The sequence below is a fragment of the Cryobacterium sp. Hh11 genome (assembly GCF_004404045.1).
GTDB classification, from domain to species: Bacteria; Actinomycetota; Actinomycetes; order Actinomycetales; family Microbacteriaceae; genus Cryobacterium; species Cryobacterium levicorallinum.
This window is the reverse complement of the sequence record NZ_SOHF01000017.1, coordinates 47,696-63,982: the sequence shown is the minus strand read 5'-3', so window position 1 is coordinate 63,982 and position 16,287 is coordinate 47,696. Positions and strand designations below refer to the sequence as shown.

Annotated in this window: 19 protein-coding genes and 2 tRNA genes; 19 read left to right on the top strand and 2 right to left on the bottom strand. The window is 60.5% G+C overall.

Annotated features, from left to right (window positions below; translation table 11 throughout):
- The first annotated feature begins 5 nt into the window (after nucleotides 1–5).
- From E3T46_RS07690 to E3T46_RS07660, 7 genes are all read left to right on the top strand, one after another.
- Nucleotides 6–566 (top strand): hypothetical protein, encoded by a 561-nt coding sequence (locus E3T46_RS07690; protein ID WP_134578081.1) that lies wholly within the window; start codon nucleotides 6–8, stop codon nucleotides 564–566.
- 23 nt (nucleotides 567–589) lie between these two features.
- Nucleotides 590–964: a DUF6093 family protein gene (locus E3T46_RS07685; RefSeq protein ID WP_277870939.1), complete on the top strand. Its 375-nt coding sequence runs from the start codon at nucleotides 590–592 to the stop codon at nucleotides 962–964.
- Nucleotides 961–1,371, top strand: coding sequence for a hypothetical protein (locus E3T46_RS07680; protein WP_134578079.1), 411 nt, complete (start codon nucleotides 961–963; stop codon nucleotides 1,369–1,371). Before E3T46_RS07685 ends, E3T46_RS07680 begins: the two co-directional genes overlap by 4 nt.
- Nucleotides 1,372–1,604: 233 nt before the next feature.
- Nucleotides 1,605–1,778, top strand: a complete 174-nt coding sequence (locus E3T46_RS17810) for a hypothetical protein (protein ID WP_166790198.1) — start codon at nucleotides 1,605–1,607, stop codon at nucleotides 1,776–1,778.
- Between the two features lie 89 nt (nucleotides 1,779–1,867).
- A complete protein-coding gene (locus E3T46_RS07670; protein ID WP_134578077.1) occupies nucleotides 1,868–2,383 on the top strand; it encodes a hypothetical protein in 516 nt (171 codons plus the stop codon).
- Nucleotides 2,384–2,466: 83 nt separating this feature from the next.
- Nucleotides 2,467–3,069, top strand: coding sequence for a hypothetical protein (locus tag E3T46_RS07665; RefSeq protein WP_134578076.1), 603 nt, complete (start codon nucleotides 2,467–2,469; stop codon nucleotides 3,067–3,069).
- A 32-nt stretch (nucleotides 3,070–3,101) separates the two neighbouring features.
- Nucleotides 3,102–3,527: a hypothetical protein gene (locus tag E3T46_RS07660; protein ID WP_134578075.1), complete on the top strand. Its 426-nt coding sequence runs from the start codon at nucleotides 3,102–3,104 to the stop codon at nucleotides 3,525–3,527.
- Here E3T46_RS07660 and E3T46_RS07655 read toward each other — a convergent pair.
- Nucleotides 3,474–3,665 carry a hypothetical protein gene (locus E3T46_RS07655; RefSeq protein ID WP_134578074.1) on the bottom strand — a complete coding sequence of 64 codons (192 nt, stop codon included), beginning with the start codon at nucleotides 3,663–3,665 and terminating at the stop codon, nucleotides 3,474–3,476. The two genes, E3T46_RS07660 and E3T46_RS07655, sit on opposite strands and share 54 nt — an antisense overlap.
- 68 nt (nucleotides 3,666–3,733) lie before the next feature.
- Between E3T46_RS07655 and E3T46_RS07650 the strand changes: the two genes are divergently transcribed.
- From E3T46_RS07650 to E3T46_RS07605, 10 genes are all read left to right on the top strand, one after another.
- Entirely contained in the window at nucleotides 3,734–6,592 is a 2,859-nt protein-coding gene (locus tag E3T46_RS07650; protein ID WP_134578073.1) for a phage tail tape measure protein, read from the top strand.
- Nucleotides 6,589–7,443 carry a phage tail family protein gene (locus E3T46_RS07645; RefSeq protein WP_134578072.1) on the top strand — a complete coding sequence of 285 codons (855 nt, stop codon included), beginning with the start codon at nucleotides 6,589–6,591 and terminating at the stop codon, nucleotides 7,441–7,443. Before E3T46_RS07650 ends, E3T46_RS07645 begins: the two co-directional genes overlap by 4 nt.
- A gap of 18 nt (nucleotides 7,444–7,461) precedes the next feature.
- Entirely contained in the window at nucleotides 7,462–8,382 is a 921-nt protein-coding gene (locus E3T46_RS07640) for a hypothetical protein (RefSeq protein WP_134578071.1), read from the top strand.
- A complete protein-coding gene (locus E3T46_RS07635) occupies nucleotides 8,382–9,056 on the top strand; it encodes a M23 family metallopeptidase (RefSeq protein ID WP_134578070.1) in 675 nt (224 codons plus the stop codon). Before E3T46_RS07640 ends, E3T46_RS07635 begins: the two co-directional genes overlap by 1 nt.
- A 15-nt stretch (nucleotides 9,057–9,071) precedes the next feature.
- On the top strand, nucleotides 9,072–10,391 hold the full coding sequence (locus E3T46_RS07630; RefSeq protein WP_134578069.1) for a hypothetical protein: 1,320 nt from the start codon (nucleotides 9,072–9,074) through the stop codon (nucleotides 10,389–10,391).
- A complete protein-coding gene (locus E3T46_RS07625) occupies nucleotides 10,391–11,188 on the top strand; it encodes a tail fiber domain-containing protein (RefSeq protein WP_166790197.1) in 798 nt (265 codons plus the stop codon). The genes E3T46_RS07630 and E3T46_RS07625 overlap by 1 nt, the downstream gene beginning before the upstream one ends.
- Before the next feature lie 206 nt (nucleotides 11,189–11,394).
- Nucleotides 11,395–11,613 (top strand): hypothetical protein, encoded by a 219-nt coding sequence (locus tag E3T46_RS17805; RefSeq protein WP_166790196.1) that lies wholly within the window; start codon nucleotides 11,395–11,397, stop codon nucleotides 11,611–11,613.
- A gap of 199 nt (nucleotides 11,614–11,812) precedes the next feature.
- Complete coding sequence (locus E3T46_RS07615) at nucleotides 11,813–12,214, top strand: hypothetical protein (protein WP_166790195.1); 402 nt, start codon at nucleotides 11,813–11,815, stop codon at nucleotides 12,212–12,214.
- Nucleotides 12,211–12,510, top strand: a complete 300-nt coding sequence (locus tag E3T46_RS07610) for a hypothetical protein (protein ID WP_134578065.1) — start codon at nucleotides 12,211–12,213, stop codon at nucleotides 12,508–12,510. Before E3T46_RS07615 ends, E3T46_RS07610 begins: the two co-directional genes overlap by 4 nt.
- 22 nt (nucleotides 12,511–12,532) lie before the next feature.
- Complete coding sequence (locus E3T46_RS07605) at nucleotides 12,533–13,756, top strand: hypothetical protein (RefSeq protein WP_134578064.1); 1,224 nt, start codon at nucleotides 12,533–12,535, stop codon at nucleotides 13,754–13,756.
- 661 nt (nucleotides 13,757–14,417) lie between these two features.
- Here E3T46_RS07605 and E3T46_RS07600 read toward each other — a convergent pair.
- Nucleotides 14,418–14,488 (bottom strand) — tRNA-Gly (locus E3T46_RS07600).
- Between the two features lie 184 nt (nucleotides 14,489–14,672).
- Between E3T46_RS07600 and E3T46_RS07595 the strand changes: the two genes are divergently transcribed.
- A tRNA-Pro gene (locus E3T46_RS07595) sits at nucleotides 14,673–14,746 on the top strand.
- Between the two features lie 43 nt (nucleotides 14,747–14,789).
- Complete coding sequence (tig, locus tag E3T46_RS07590; RefSeq protein ID WP_166790194.1) at nucleotides 14,790–16,199, top strand: trigger factor; 1,410 nt, start codon at nucleotides 14,790–14,792, stop codon at nucleotides 16,197–16,199.
- Nucleotides 16,200–16,287 lie beyond the last annotated feature (88 nt).

Below are 16,287 nucleotides of genomic sequence, written 5' to 3'. Positions count from 1 at the left end.
AAAAAGTGGACGCATTCGCTACATTTACGGAGCTGGGCGTGCGACTCGGTCGTGTTTTTACGACCGCCGAGCAGGCTTGGATTACGGTCCTGTTGCAGGATGCGTCCACTTACCTCCGCGAGGATGTCATCGGGGCGCAGGTGTTTCCGCAGTCGACGGCCACGTTTAAAGCGTGGCCTGATGGCGGTCGGGTGGATCTGCCTGCGCACCCGGTAGTGTCTGTCGGATCTGTCACTCGTGACGGTTTGGCAATCACATTTGAGCGGCGCGACTCGGCCGTTTACGTCGACGGCAGCGAGCTCGTAGAGATCACTTTCACTTACGGGCACGCGCTCGCTCCTGCAGGCTTGAAGCGTTGGACGATGGTCCTGGTGTCTCAGGTCCTACTGCCGCTCGAGCTAAAGCTGGGCCTTACTGCTGGCGGCCTGTCGTCGGTCGCGATCGATGACTTCAAGGCTGCGTTTGCGGATGCCGGCGAGTCGACGGGCATCAGCCTCTCAGATCGAAACATCGAGATGATCCGGCGCCAGTACAGCACGGGCACTCATGTTGTGGGTATGCGGTGAGTATCCTCGGCGGGGCTCTGGCAATGGGTCGCACGCAGGCAAACGCGCGCATGACCGAATCCGTCACGGTAACAACCACCACCCCCGGCACGACCATGGACGAGACCACGGGCACCTACCCCGATGTCATCGTCTCCCATTACGCGGGCGTTGCCCGTATCAAGTACCCAACACTCACGGTATCCGAGAAAACGCCTGTGGGGCAGACTCTGGCCGCGCAGGATGTGACTCTGCACCTTCCCGTTGGCCTTGCCTCTCAGGTGAGTGTCGATGATGTGGTGACGGTTACGGGTTCGACTGTCGACCCTGACCTGGTTGGTCGCGTGTTCCGCATCAAGGGAATCGCGCAGGCGGGTCAAACCACTGCTCATCGCTTCCCCCTTCGGAGCAACTCGTGAGCCCCGATTTCAACTTTGACGAGCTCCGTTCTCTCACCTCGGATCTCGGCAAGGTCGCCAACAACACTGGCCCATACCTCAACTCCGCGTTCCAGTTCACGTCTGTTCTGATTCGGGATGCGGCGCGTGATTCTGTCAAGTCCGGCAGTAACCAGTGGCGCGCTCTCCCCTCCGCGATCGACTACGAAATCACAGTCGGTGCGAACGGTATCGGCTCAACGATCGAATCCGAGATCGGCTACAACAAGGATCGACCCGCGGGCAAGCTCGGAAACATCCGCGAGTTCGGCACCCCCTCAGTCGCCCCCCACAGCGACCTACAGACTGCCCTCTCGGCAAACGAAGCCGACTTTGAAAAGGGCATCACGCAGGCCATTGACGACGCATTGAAAGCGGGTGGCCTTTGAGGAAGCACACCACGTGGCTCAAGTCACGCATCCAGTCGATCTCGACTCTCGCGTCTAGCACGTTCGTAACGACTGCCCCCGCAAACACCCCCCTGCCCTATGTACTCATCCATCCCAGCGATGGCACGGACGTATCCGATCGTCTCGCAGGTCCAAGCGCCGTGCAGAATCCGCGCTGGGTAATTCACAGTGTCGGCTCTACTTATGACCAGTGCGCGTGGGCTGCTGAGCAAGTGAAGGCCGTTCTGATCGTTGCTGGCCTCGGTGTCACGCCGACGATCACGGGTGAGCGTGCTGGGCGTGTCTGGTACTCGGTGCCGCAGCCCGTGCAGACCGACGACGACGTAACACCGCCTCTGGTCTTCCATACGAGCGAGTGCGGATTCGAGTCCACCCTCACCGCATAACCCAACCTCTTCACCGGCCACCCGGTCGGTGTCTCCGGCATGCCCGGAAACCATACCCCCGGCCCTCGGGGAACCGAAAGGAATTACCCATGGCTGACGTAGCTGAGACTTTCTCAGGACCTTCTGCAGTTGATCAGATCGGCAATCTCACGATCTGGGCCATCGCTGGTCGCACCATCTCGCAGTCCTCGCCGTCTGCGGCGCTGCTCGGTGGCTCAAGTTGCTACCGGATTACATACAGCTTTACGACTGGCGGGTATGTACTGACCGCCCCGCAGGTGAAGAACCCCGACGAGCGTCTTACCTCCCCGCAGGACCGTCAGTCGCTCGGGAAGATCACCCCCGACCTCGCCGACCTCACCTACGTGGATTCGTCCGACTCTGGTTCCGCTGCTGTCGTCCTCGCTGCTGGTGGCCTGTTCCAGATCATCGAGCGTCGCAATGTGCCGCAGTCGACTCTCGCGGCTTCGGCTCAGAAGGTGCGCGTTATCAACGTGAACCTTGGCGCTCAGGCGACTGGACCGACCGATGGCGCCGGCAAGTTTTCGATCATGCAGGCCGCAGCGGTTGATTCGCTCGGCTCGCTCGTCGCGCTCGCCATCTAGCCATCACCAACCACCCCCAGGGCGTCTTTCGCCGGAGCGCTCTGGGGGTTCCACTCTTCCGGTGAAGTATCCGGTGAAGGATTATGACTACTCTCTCTGACAAGATCGCAGCTGCGAAGGCTGCACCCCGCGACCACCTCGACGTGACGGTTTCGCTGAACAAGGACATGTCCGAAGCTGTCGAAGCTCTCACGGCTGAACTCACGGCCGCGAAGAAGTCCAACGATGACCGTCTCGGCGCCCCGACTGCCGCGTCCGTTGTGCAGGCGAAGATCGACGCGGTTCTGTCCGAGGCTGTCGATCAGCTCGTGACGATGCGGTTTACACAACTGCCCGGCGACGAGTGGCGCGTACTTACGCAGATGTGCCCGCCGAACCCGGAGTTGATTCTGGATCGACACCTTGGCTATTCGGTGATTGACACGTGCAAGCTGGCCGCGCAGTACGAAGACAAGGCGGGCCGGTTCTACGGCCATGTCATCGACGGTGACGAGCTGACCGTGCCGATTGCGCATCGGGTGACGAAGACTAACCCTGATCCCACGAACGAGTGGCAGGACATGTACTCGCTGATGAGCGGCCCCGAGTTCACCGCGATCGTGGATACCATCTACGCGCTGAACGTCGACGCGCCGATCAAGCGCCTGGCTGCTGTAAAAAATCACTCGGCGAGTCTGACCGCCTAAGGCAGACCGCAAAACTGGCCGTTCAGTCTGGCGTGTCCCCGCGCCGGCTGAACGGTTGGGAACCGACGACCACGACCGTTTACGAGTACGAAGACGGCGTGCTGGTCCGGTCCCTCTCCACCCCTGAACCCGAGTTCGCGGACGATGACCTAGACCTGATGCTTGCATCGGTCGCGTTCGAGGCCAGCATCGGTCGTAACGGCCACCTGCTGAGCCACACGATGAGTCCCGAGGCTGACCCGCAGAAGTATGAACACTCCCTGCGCTACGTCGCTCACGGCCCGTTCTGGGACTGGGACGAGAAGGTGCGGCTGGACGACATCGACCGGTACCGCGCCGAATTCCCAAAGGATTCGCCGCCGAACCTCAACGGTGCCTATTGGGTCACCGAAGAAATCGGCGAGCTATCGACGGAACGTGTGCATTCCCATGCCGACGATACCAACGAGGACAGCTAGGCCGAGGATTATCGCGCCGAATATCGCCATCTCGAAGTTCTCGGTTGGGACTCCAATCGCGATGAACACGATCGCTGCGACGACGAGCACGATCGCAACTCCCGACAGCGTCTGCCCCTTGGACTCCTTGATTCCCATGGGCTGAGCCTACAACCACAACTCAATACCGGAGGTTCCCCTTGGCGGATCGTACAGTTCGCGTCTCATTGACTGCACAGGTCTCGGGGTATCTCGCAAGTATGGAGAAGGCTCGCAAGGCCACCTCTGACGCTGGGACAGCTGCCGAGAAGGCCGCACGCCAGGTTGAAGAGCAGAAGCAGGCGATGGAGTCGGCAGGCCGCGGACTCATGGCTGTCGGTGTTGTGGCAGTCGCAGCCACTGCTCTCTCAGTAAAGGCTGCAATCGGCTGGCAGTCGGCATGGGCTGGCGTCACGAAGACCGTGGAAGGCACCCCGGCCGAGCTGGCGAAGGTCGAAGAGGGGCTACGTTCTCTCGCCAAGACTCTGCCGTCGTCGCATGACGAGATCGCAGCCGTAGCTGAGGCGGCGGGCCAGCTGGGCATTCAGACCGGATCTGTCGTCGCTTTTACAAACACCATGATCGACCTCGGCGAAACGACAAACCTCAGCGCCGACGAGGCTGCGACATCTCTCGCTCGCTTCATGAACGTCATGGGCACCTCGCAGGATGACGTGGGCCGACTGGGTTCAGCGATCGTAGAGCTTGGCAACAACTACGCCACGACTGAGGCTGAGATCGTGGGAATGTCCATGCGCCTCGCTGGTGCCGGGGGGCAGATTGGCCTGAGTGAGGGTCAAGTGCTCGGCCTAGCTACGGCCTTGTCCTCCGTGGGCATCAGAGCAGAGGCCGGTGGTTCTGCATTTTCCAAGGTGATGATCGACATTGCCGCGAACGTGGAATCGGGGGGCGAAAAGCTCGAACTATTTGCAAAGACCTCTGGACTATCTGCACAAGACTTCTCGGACCAGTGGAGGTCTGACCCTTCAGCAGCGCTGGCGCTGTTCGTGTCAGGGCTTGGCGATGCTGAAGCTCAGGGCGGGTCCACTCTGGGCATCCTTGCTGATCTTGGAGTCGTTGAGGTTGAGATGCGTGACGCGCTGCTGCGCTCTGCGGCTGCCTCGGGTGATTTTACGAAGGCGATGCAGACCGGCGACGATGCGTTTGAGGAAAACAACGCACTGGCGGAAGAGGCTGCAAAGCGTTACGAAACAGTCGAAGCCAAGCTGCAGATCATGGTGAACCGTGTCTCGGATGCTGCCATCTCATTCGGGCAGGTATTCCTGCCGGCCGTCTCTGCTGCGTCTGAGGGCATCGGCGAAATGGCCGATTTTCTCGGCGCACTCGACCCGAAGATGCAAGGCGCCATTGCGACAGTCGGTCTTCTAGGCGGTGCTGTTGCTCTCGCGGGCGGCACCTTCCTGCTGGCCCTCCCAAGGATCGCCGCTTTCCAGGTGTCGCTCGGCATCTTAGCCACGTCTTCCATGCCCGCCGTGGCCGCGTCTGCTGCCCGAATGATGGCGGCGACCACTCGCGCGACCACGGCGATGGCTGCCGGCGCTAAGTTCCTAACTGGCCCGTGGGGGCTTGCCATCGCGGCCTCGGCAGTCGGCGTCGGCGTTTTGGTGACATACCTGGACAGTCTCAAAGACTCGGCTTCCGAGGTTGAAAACAGCATGAAGACGGCCAAGACCGCCGCCGACATTTTCCAGAGTGTTGGAGAGGGCCGCAACTGGATCTATGCATCTGACGTAACCGGGCAGCTCAAGAATTTGCCGAACCTGCTTCAGGAGGCTGCCAATCAGAGCAGCAATCTGTGGGACAAGGTCAGCGGGCGCGAGTATCACGGTGCCATCATCGCGCTCAAGGACATCGGCAAGGAGCTTGCCAAGACGGCTGCCGTCGACCTCCCCGAGGCGCAGCGCCAATTCGGGCTGCTCGCAGATGAAACGGATGGGTCGGAAAAGGCGCTCGGCCAACTGCTGGATTCCATGCCAGCGTACAAGGATGCGCTGGTTGCACAGGCGAGCGCGCAGGACATCAACGTCAACTCGACCGACGAGGCGGCGAACAAAACCAAGCTGCTGAGACTGGCGCAAGAGCAGGCGGTCCCGGTAACCCTGTCGGCTGCCGACGCTTACCTCGAAACTGCCGACAAAGCTGCATCACTGGACGACGAGATCGTAACGCTCATGGACTCCATGAACGAGCTCAACGGTGTCGGCCAGGATGCATCGAGCGCGAATATCGCCTATCAGCAGTCCATCGCCGACGTGGACGAGCAGATCCGACTCATTGACGAAGGTACCAAGGGGTACGCGAAGACCCTCGACATTGGCACCGAGGCAGGTCGTACGAACCGCGGGATGTTGGACCAGCTCGCAGCGAGCAACCAGACGGCAGCGCAGACACAGTTTGACCTCGACGGGAACACGGCCAACTATAAGGCCACGCTTGAGGCCGGACATCAGGCTGTCGTAGATCGTGCGATTGCTCTCGGCGCCAACGCTGACGAGGCCAACCGGATCGCTGACGAGATCAGCAAGATCCCGGACGCCACCGCCTGGACGATGGTTGTCAACACGGCTGAGGCAACCCGGAAGTTGCAAGCGTTCCTCGCGCTTTACAACAGCACGCCGGCAGAGTTTCGCGCAGGTCCCGGAACGACTCGGCAGCCTGGTTTCGAGAATCTGTACAGGGCAACAGGTGGCACCGTCTACGGCCCCGGAACCGGCACGTCTGACTCGATACCCGTGATGCTCTCGAATGGGGAGGAGGTTACTCGCGCATCGATGGCCGAGAAGTATCGCCCGCTGTTGAAGGCGATCAACGCGGACCGGGTGCCTGGTTACGCATACGGCGGCACGGTCGGTTACGCAACAGCCCCGCAGTACGTCACGCAGGGCGGCGGTGGTGGCGGTGGGCCAGCTGCTCCGTCTCAGACCATTCAGAACATTCAGATCACTGCGCCAGCTATTGAGACGCAGGACTCATCCACCTACGCGACCATTTTGGGCCGCGAATTCGGAAGGCAGATGGCGGGATGACGACGATTGAATTTGGCGGGATCACGTTCGATGATGAGGCTTCTACAGGCTTCACCATCGGCCGGCTGAAAGGCTGGTGGGATGCCGCGCCGATGAGGTTGAACCAGAACGAGCGTCCTCAAGGGGATGGCAGTTTTGGTTCGGCTAAGAATTGGCGCGGCGCTCGTGTGATCAGCCAGCAGGGTTCCTATGTTGGCGAGACGATGACTGACACGTACGCAGCGATGGAGCAGATCGCGGCGGTTCAGTCGTCGGGGGTTCCGTCACCGTTTCGGGTGAATGAGCCGATCGGCGCGAAACAGTGTGTTGTGTCGCTGGCTAACGGCCCGATGCTGCCGGATCAGATCTACACGCCGTACTTCACGTACACGTTCGATGTCGTCGCGGCTGACCCGTTGAAGTACGGCGATGCACTCACGTTGTCGACCACCCTCCCCACTTCGGGCGGCGGTATCACATACCCGATCACGTACCCGATCAGCTACGGCACGGCAGGCTATCCGGGACGCATCACGGTATCGAATCCGGGCACTGCTGACACGTACTCGCTGCTGGAAGTAACGGGCGGGCTTGCGGGCGGGTTCGAGCTTACGGAGGTTAGCACGGGGCAGGTGATCCGTTTCGAGCGTACCATTCCTGTCGGCTCGACCGTCTACCTGAACCCGCGTACCGGGCGTGCATCCATCGACGGCCAGTCGGATGTGTCGGGCTATCTGACGCGCGCTGAGTGGTGGTCGGTCCCCGCTGCATCTGGCGGCATCCCGGGATCTCGCGAGGTGCAATTCAACGCAATCGGTGCCGCCACTGGCGCACCCACTCTCACGGCGCGTACCAGTGCTGCGTTCTGGTGATCCATTTTCTTCGACTGATTGGAGCCCATTGTGGCCTTGACTGATAGCTTCCCCGGCGCTTCTGGCGCCGTCGATTCCACCGAACTCCGCAAGAATCTCGCGGGTCTGATCATCCGTGATACCTCAGGCATCCCTCGCGCGGGCATCTTCCCGCGCCACGCGAACGCGCTGGTATTTTCCCGCGTAGATATGTATTTGGACATCGCGGCTTTTGAGGGTGTGAGTGTTCGCGGTGGTGGCCCTTTGTTCATGGCGAACGATGGGCTGGCGCAGGTGCAACTTGCAGCTGCTCCTGCATCGAATTCGCGCATAGACGTTCTGTACTTCAAGCAGAACGAGAATGGCTACGGCGGATTCGCCGACGGAGTAACCACTGCCATCTTCGGCGTGGTCACGGGCACTGCCGCAGCATCCCCGACGAAGCCGTCTATCACAGGCATTGCGGGTGCAACCGAGCTCGCAACGATCACGATTCCGTCGACGGCAACGGCCACGAACTCGAGCGGCGTGGTCATCACGAACACGTTCCAGTACACGGCTGCGGCTGGTGGGCTGCTCCTGTTTCGTACCACTGCGGAGCGTGACCTATTTTCTGCTGTTGCGAGCCAGCACGGGTACGTGCTCGCTAATTCGACAGAGTATCTGTGGAATTCTTCAGCATGGGCGACCATTATTCCTACGCAGCCGACGCGCGGAATTGCATCCTTCTCGACGGATGCTTCTGGTCTCGGGTCCATCACTCACGGGCTGGGCTCCACCCCGTCTGCGGTGATTCTTACGCCCGCCTTCACTACGGACACGAACTCCGTCTCCGCAATCGTCAAACCGACTGTCGGCGCCCTGACAAGCACGACGATTCAGGTTGTCACATACCGGACAGATAGCAGTGTCCGCTTGACGGGTACAACAGTTCAAATTCACTGGGTGGCGTTCCCCTAATGGCTTCCCTGTCTCTCATCCGCCCTGCAAATAAAGAGCCGGGCAGGCGCTACGGCGACCGGCCCGTCTCTGGTATCTCCACGATTCGACACCTCGGCAACGATTACGGCTGGGGTAACGGCTGGCAGATTTACGCAGCAGCAGCAGGCCGAGTTTCTGTCGCGCGCTGGTCCTCAACCACAAAGACCAACAGCCGTACTGGTGGTTACGGCAACTACATCATCATCGACCACGGCGACGCATACTCAACGCTGTACGCCCACCTGCCCAACACAGAAATGCTCGTCGCTGTCGGTGATCAGGTCGCGGCCCGCCAGCAGATCGGCGTGATGGGTAATACCGGCAACGCATCCGGGCCGCACCTGCATTTCGAGGTGCGTCTAAACGGTCTGATCATCGACCCTAACCCGTTCATCGGGACCTCTACCGCGGCCAGCAGTTCAGTCCCGATCGTCCTTGCAACCTTCCCCAACTTTGGAGTCAAAATGCCTAACCGTTTCATTACCCGCGACGGTGTAAGCCCGTGGTTCATCACTGACGGACTGACGAAGCGGCTCGTGGCTGACAGTAAAGAATCGCAGTTGCTCGTTGATTGCGGGCTGGCCGTGTACGAAGAAAAGACCAACGGCGTCAACATCGTTGGCGGGCTCGTGGACACCATCCCCAACGCTTAGCCACAAGGAGTTTTCATGACCGAGTACATTCTCGCCAATCTGCGCACTGGCCGGCGCATCCTGAACGTGCCCGTCATGTCGGGTCCGTGGGATGACCGGCTGGGCGCTGCGGAAACTGTCAGTGTGACCGTCGACATGAACGACCCGGACGTGCAGGCGCTGGATCTCCGCAACTCGGGCACACCTGGTCAGTCGGCGCTGTTCGTGGTTGAGGGCGACGTGATCATGGCGGGCGGGCCTGTCTGGGTTCGCAGCTACAACCGCGACACTAAGCGGCTTTCATTGGACGCGCAGGGCTTAGCGTCCTACTTTGATCACCGGCTTATTCTGCCGCTTCTGGCACAGACGGCCAGCGTCAACCAGTGGACCATCCCCGACCCGACAGATACCACTAAGACGATTCCGAACCCTGATCTGTCTTCTGTGTACTCGAACCTGAGTCTTGGAACGATTGCGAAACGGCTTGTGCAGCAGTCGCAAACGTGGACGGGTGGCAATCTGCCGATCGTGTTTCAGGCCGACGAGATCGCCACGGCCACGCGCACCTATCTCGGCGTAGATTTCAAGTCGATCGGCGAGGCACTCTCGCAACTGTCCGAGGTGGAGAACGGGCCGGAAATCAATTTCCAGCCGCGGTTCACCGCTGACCGGCTCGGCATCGAATGGCTCCTGCAAGTCGGCACCACCACACAGCCACTCATTACGTCGTCTGCGGTTCTGGCATGGAACGTCACGGCGCCAGAGTCACCCATCTCAGGGCTGCAGATCAAGGATGACGCCACGAACCTCGGCTCGCTCGCATGGCAGACAGGCGGGCGGATGGCTGACACCGTTCTGGTGGCGCGGTCCTACGATTCGGCACTGGTTGATTCAGGCTTCCCACTGCTCGAACTCACGGACACGTCACACTCGAGCGTCGAGATCCAGTCAACTCTCGACTCCTACGCAAACGCCGACACGGCCACTGGGAAACGCTCGGTGGAAGTCTGGTCGTTCACGGCGAAAGCGCGGCCCTACGACCAGTACGGCAAGGCTGCGGGCCCATTCGTCGGGCAGTATGCCCCCGGAGATTACGTCGATCTGATATTTGACGCACACGATAAAGACACGGGTACGGGCGGGTTCGTCCAAGTCGTGACCAGTTACTTCACCGACGTATTCAGTGACATGTTCGGGCAGATCACTTCGGTATCTGACCCGATAGTCAAGGGCCGGGGTGGCGGCGACCCGTACATGCCCGAGGGTGGAACTTTTCGGCAAAGAATTATTGGGATCTCCGGGGATGCCACGGGCGTCGATATCCAGATTCAATGCGAACCAAGATTGGCAGGCTAATGGCTGGGTACCACACTCCTCCGGGCGACGGCCTAGAGCCGTTCATCCGCGAGCTCAAGGACATTCGCACGCAACTAAGGGACCTTCAAAGACCGTCCGGTACGAACATCGGCAACACGGCCGCTCAGGTGCAACTCCTGGTCGCGAAGGTCGAGGCAACCCTCGTAAATATCGACTCGAGCGTGCAGACATCGATCAGCGCGAACTCGTACACGAAGAGCGTCATCGACGGGAAGATCGCCACCCCGCCGAGTGTGGCCGCGACGGGGGCAGTGTCTGGCACTACGGGAACATTCAATACGGGGCTGTACTCGACGGATGCCTACAGCTTCAATATCACAGGGACTCGGGTTTCGGGCTGGCACCAGAGCGACGGCCACATTGGCACGGCGTCATCGTCGGAACGGTATAAGACGAACATCGCGCCCGCCAATATTGACCCGCTTGCCGTCCTGTCGATCGGAGTCAAACACTACAACTACATCGCGGAAGTTGCCAAACGCGACGACTCCCTCTCGCCGGACTATGTTGGACCGGACTACAAGGTGCACGTCGAAGTTGGTGCCATAGCTGAAGAACTCCATGCAGCCGGGCTCTGGGAATTCGTTGTTTACGAGCGGACGCCAGACGGGAATCTTCTACGAGACTCGAGTGGTGGTCCGATACCTGAGGGCATCCATTACCAGATGTTCAGTGTTGCGGTCCTCTCTGCTGCCCAGTACCTAAACAAGCTCGTTGCCCAACAGGGCAACGAGCTTGCAGATATTCAGGTCCGGCTGACGGCCGCGGGCATTTAGGGCTTATACCACGCCGTGCACTCGTTGTTCTCGTTATAGGCAACGCACGGCTGGTTATCGGCATTCAGCGGTTGACAGTTGCTTTCGTTCCCGCCTGCATCTACCGCGTTCGCTGCGGTTCCATCCGGGCACTTTGTGACCGGCGCGGGCTCGGATGGCGCGGGCTCACTCGTAACCGTTCGAGACGCTTCGGCATCCTGCGCGGCTTGAGCGTCCTGCGCTGCCTGAGCATCTGCGGCGGCCTGAGCTGCTGCCTGAGCGTCCTGCACGGCCTGAGCTTCCGCAGCGACTCGAGCGGTCTCAGCGGCGGCGGCTTCTGTATCCGCGACCCGCTGCGCTTCACGCTCGGCAATGGCCGCATCCTGCTGGGCGTCCGAGGTATCCACAATAACCGCGACGGGTTCTGGATCCGCAGTCATTGCTGATACCCCAGCGGCGCCACCACCCAGCGCCAGGATCGCAGCAAGTCCGATAACGGCCCAATGTGACTTCTTGATTTTCCCCATGAGCGCATAGTACCGCTTACCACAGACAACGAGTACACCCTCGAAAGGGGCACACATTGCCATGCCGTCATAATCCCAATTCCACGTGCCCGTGCGGTCCGAGCTGCGATTCATGCCGATGCCCGCAGAAGTAAGCGAGAGTGGGCAGCTCATTCTGGGGCTGCTCACCTTGCTCGGACTCGTCGTTACGGGCGGCTTCGGATTCCTCAGCGTGCGTGCCACACAGACCCGCAATCACGCCCGTGCTGCTGAGGGCAACTCGGCCATTGCACGCGAGCAGGTGCAGAACTCGCACAAAACCAACTTCCGCGACGACACCGATGCAAACCATGCGGAGGTGCTCGGCATCCTCAAGTCGCACGGTGCGCAACTCAGCGGAATGCAGCGCGACGTTGGCCGGCTAGCTGATGCCGACCTCGAGCACACCAGACAGGCACGCGACGACCGCAAACGCCTAACCGACCATATCGACCGCGCCTTGACCGAGGCTGTCGCAACCGTACCCAAGGAGACCCCATGACCACCACCACCGCAACTCAGATCCTGCACCCCTGGATCGCCACCCTACGAACCCTGCTCGCCATCGTCGCCGGCTCCGTCGTTGCCATCTTCGGATTCATCACAGCCCTCGCCGTGTTTGCCCCGCAGTTCCTCGAAGCGGTCGCAGCGATCCTCCCGCCTGAATGGCTCGCCTGGGCAACTGCCGCGGTCGCCACCCTCGGCGCTGTCTCTGCTGCAATCACCCGTGTCATGGCGATACCTGGCGTCAACGAGTGGCTGGCGAAGATCCGTCTCGGCGCCCAGCCCTCCAAATAACCGACCGATCTAGGAGACCCCCATGGGATACACCGAAGGCCAGCTCGGCCACCTTGCAAAGCACGACAGCATTGACGCATCACTTGCGCAGAAAATTGACTCTGCGACGGCGGGCGATCAAGTTGACCACTTTGGAACTGCCCGTGTCGGGACCAGCCTCAACTACAAGGTAGGCACAGCTTCTGCGCCCACCTCGGGCGGCGGGCCGGTCATCAAGATCAGTCAGACAGAAAAAATCACTGACCTTGCAGCGCAGATGAGTGGCAACCCTGCCGACAACGAGGCCAATGCCGCCCTGCACGTCTCCGCGCTGTCCCTGCCAGGATCGTTTGGGCAAGTCAATGCGATTCTGGCAACAGCTAAGGGCGCACCAACCGGGACTGACGTGTGCGCTCTCGCCGCGTGGGGTCGCGTTACGGGTGGTGTCGGTGCAGGGTTCGGTGCCTATCTTGAAGGGCGACGTGACACCGCCACCTCTCGGGCGATGGGTACGGAAATTCGCGTGCAGAACGAGGGCGGCGCTGACGGGACACTCAGCCCGAATGGATCATCGGACACCCTCGGTCTATGGATCAGCACTGCTGCAACAGGCGGCTACAAGACAAGTGCAGGTGTCTCACTCGGTTCAGCCGACGCATCAAAATTCATTGCCGGTTATCACGTAACCGCAAACTCGGTCGCGAGTGACTCTTTTCGTGACGAATCAGGATCTGCAACAACTCTCAAGTCGGTTGGCAACCATCAGTTCGGACTGGATTTTTCAGGCGCAACCTTTTCGGGTTCAGCAGTATTCCTGCCACCGACCACCGCATCTACCGGTGGAATCAACTTCGGCAATGATGTCTTCTTTTTCCGCAACGCGGTAGGAGCGGTGCGCCTTGTCGGCAACGTCTCCGTATCAGGGGCGATCACCACCGATCTTTCAACAGGATGGATAACACCCACCCTTGGTAACTCGTGGGTTGCTCTCAACACAACAGATTCGACCGCCCAGTACCGGAGGATGGCTGATGGAACGGTACGTCTTCGCGGGTTCGTCAAGTCGGGCACGACCGGCACGGCAATCTTCACCCTTCCGGCAGGCTTTCGTCCATCCGTGGCCCGTGAAGTTGCATTGAATATCGGCGGCTCTGGGTTTGCTGAAATTGACATCATGGCAGACGGCACGGTGAAGGTCGCCCAATACGTTTCAGGCGGCAGCAATACCGCAGTCGCGTTATTTGGTATCAGCTTCACTACTGACTAAAAGACGCCTTTGTCCCATCCGTGTCGCCCGGACAGACGGACCCACATGCAAGACCCGCACACCAATGCCCCGCCGCTCAGTCCACACACACGGACTGGGTGGCGGGATTTTTGGTGTGCGCGGTGTGGGGCGTGGGGAGTGGCTGGGCGCCATAAGGTGCCGTGTCCTAAAAGCTTGCTCACAATCTCTAGTTGCGCGTGCGCACGCAATGAGATATGTTCTGGATATGGAAACGAACAGGTACAGCAGCTACAGGACAGAGACAGAACTGGGCCGGGCGCACGCGCTCGACATCCAGGCATGGCGAAACCTGCACCGCGAAATCCTGCCGCTAATCCAGGACTACAACGCCCGGTACGCAGAGATCCAATCGCTCTAACCCGAATAGACAGGAAACGATCATGCGCCGAACACAGTTCATCCACAGAAGACCCCGGCACACAGGCCTAATCAACGGAGCAGTATGGGGTGCTCATGGCAGAAGAAGAAGATGCCGGCCGAGCACCGGTTGACGAAGCACATTCAAGGGTGGCGGTCCGCGCATTTCGCGTGACCGCCACCCTTTCTTTCGTTCACGCCGCAAATCCATAGGGTGCAACATAGGGTGCAGGGCGTTAGCGGGGGAGAGGTAGAAAAGCTGCGATCCCTTTGATTCATTGGGAGGGGTCGACGGGAATCGAACCCGCGTCATAAGTTTGGAAAACTCAGGCTCTACCATTGAGCTACGACCCCAGGCCCAAAATCTGGGCACTCGAATATCGTAGTACAGGAAACCGGGGGTCGTTTGCCAGTGCGGGCGCATCCGCTCGAAAGGCGTGCATTAGACTGACGGAGGTCAATCCGCGTGTCGCGAGCTATTGCGTGCGCCACCGGATTGGTTCCCCAACAAAGTATTACCGATGGGTCGAAGTAGATCCGGGGCGTAGCTCAGCTTGGTAGAGCGCTCGTTTTGGGGGCGAGAAGTCGCAGGTTCAATTCCTGTCGCCCCGACATTATCCGCAGCACACCGTTTCAATACACAGGAGAGTCTCGAGTGAAGTCCACGGTCGAAAAACTGAGCCCCACGCGCGCCAAGCTCACCATCACGGTGAGCCCCGACGAGCTGAAGCCAGCCATCACCCATGCTTACGGCCACATTGCCGAAGACATCAACATCCCCGGTTTCCGTAAGGGCAAGGTCCCGCCGGCAATCATCGACCAGCGCGTCGGCAAGGCCGCCGTTCTGGAGCACGCCGTCAACGAGGGTCTCGACGGTTTCTACCGCGCGGCTGTCGAAGAGAACAAGCTGCGCCCGCTCGGCCGTCCAGAGGCCGACATCGTCGAATGGCCGAGCAACACCGACTTCTCCGGTGACCTGCTCCTCGCCATCGAGGTTGACGTGCGCCCGGAGATCGACCTGCCCAGCTACGACGGCCTCAAACTCACCGTTGACGCCGTCGCGGTGTCCGACGAGGAAGTCGCCGAAGAGCTCGACAAGCTGCGCAGCCGCTTCGGCACGCTCATCACGGTGGACCGCCCCGCCAAGACCGGCGACTTCGCCCAGATCGACCTGAACGCCGCGATCGACGGCGAAGAGGTTGATACCGCGAGCGGAATCTCCTACGAGGTTGGCTCCGGAGACCTCATCGACGGCATCGACGAGGCGCTTGACTCGCTCAGCGCCGGCGAGACCACGACCTTCAACTCCGACCTCATGGGCGGAGACCACGAGGGTGAGACGGCCGAGATCACCATCACGGTTATCGCTGTCAAGGAGCGCGAGCTTCCCGAGGCGAACGACGACTTCGCTCAGATCTCCAGCGAGTTCGACACGATCGCCGAGCTGACCGAGAGCCTCAAGGTTCAGGTTGAGAAGTCCAAGGCCTTCGGCCAGGGCAGCCAGGCCCGCGAGCGTCTCATTGAGACGCTTCTCGGCTCGGTCGAGGTTCCGATCCCCGCCGCGATCATCCTCGACGAAGTCAACCGTCACCTCGAGGGCGAAAGTCGCCTCGAAGACGACACTCACCGCGCCGAGGTCACCGAAGCCAGCGAGAAGACGTTCCGTCAGCAGATTCTGCTCGACACGATCGCCGAAGCCGAGCAGGTCAAGGTCAGCCAGGACGAACTCACCCAGTACCTCATTCAGGGTGCCAGCCAGTACGGCATGGACCCGAGCGAGTTCGTGCAGACGCTCAACACCAACGGACAGATCCCGTCGATGGTGGCCGAGGTCGCCCGCAACAAGGCCCTCGCCATTGCCCTGGGCAAGGCCGAGGTCGTTGACTCCAACGGCAAGCCGGTCGACCTGAGCGAATTCACCGGCCCGGTCGGCGACGACACGGCTGTTGAAGCGGATGCTGCTGACAGCGCCGTCGAGGCAGCTCCGGCCGCCGAGGCTGACCCTGAGATCGCAGCTGAGGCCGACGAGAAGCCCAAGAAAAAGAAGGCTGCTGCCAAGAAGTAGTACCTGCGTGCGTGAGAGGCCGGCTGGCCAGTACTTTTTAGAGGTGCTGGCCAGCCGGCCTCTTGCATGCAGCCGGGCACCTGTGCGA

Excerpts from the sequence above, each read along its gene's own strand:
- E3T46_RS07670 (WP_134578077.1), top strand. The coding sequence starts at position 1,868 with ATGGCTGACGTAGCTGAGACTTTCTCAGGACCTTCTGCAGTTGATCAG.
- E3T46_RS07635 (WP_134578070.1), top strand. The coding sequence starts at position 8,382 with ATGGCTTCCCTGTCTCTCATCCGCCCTGCAAATAAAGAGCCGGGCAGG.
- E3T46_RS07625 (WP_166790197.1), top strand. The coding sequence starts at position 10,391 with ATGGCTGGGTACCACACTCCTCCGGGCGACGGCCTAGAGCCGTTCATC.
- E3T46_RS07665 (WP_134578076.1), top strand. The coding sequence starts at position 2,467 with ATGACTACTCTCTCTGACAAGATCGCAGCTGCGAAGGCTGCACCCCGC.
- E3T46_RS07605 (WP_134578064.1), top strand. The coding sequence starts at position 12,533 with ATGGGATACACCGAAGGCCAGCTCGGCCACCTTGCAAAGCACGACAGC.
- E3T46_RS07655 (WP_134578074.1), bottom strand. The coding sequence starts at position 3,665 with ATGGGAATCAAGGAGTCCAAGGGGCAGACGCTGTCGGGAGTTGCGATC.
- E3T46_RS07615 (WP_166790195.1), top strand. The coding sequence starts at position 11,813 with ATGCCCGCAGAAGTAAGCGAGAGTGGGCAGCTCATTCTGGGGCTGCTC.
- E3T46_RS07645 (WP_134578072.1), top strand. The coding sequence starts at position 6,589 with ATGACGACGATTGAATTTGGCGGGATCACGTTCGATGATGAGGCTTCT.
- E3T46_RS07630 (WP_134578069.1), top strand. The coding sequence starts at position 9,072 with ATGACCGAGTACATTCTCGCCAATCTGCGCACTGGCCGGCGCATCCTG.
- E3T46_RS07610 (WP_134578065.1), top strand. The coding sequence starts at position 12,211 with ATGACCACCACCACCGCAACTCAGATCCTGCACCCCTGGATCGCCACC.
- E3T46_RS07685 (WP_277870939.1), top strand. The coding sequence starts at position 590 with ATGGGTCGCACGCAGGCAAACGCGCGCATGACCGAATCCGTCACGGTA.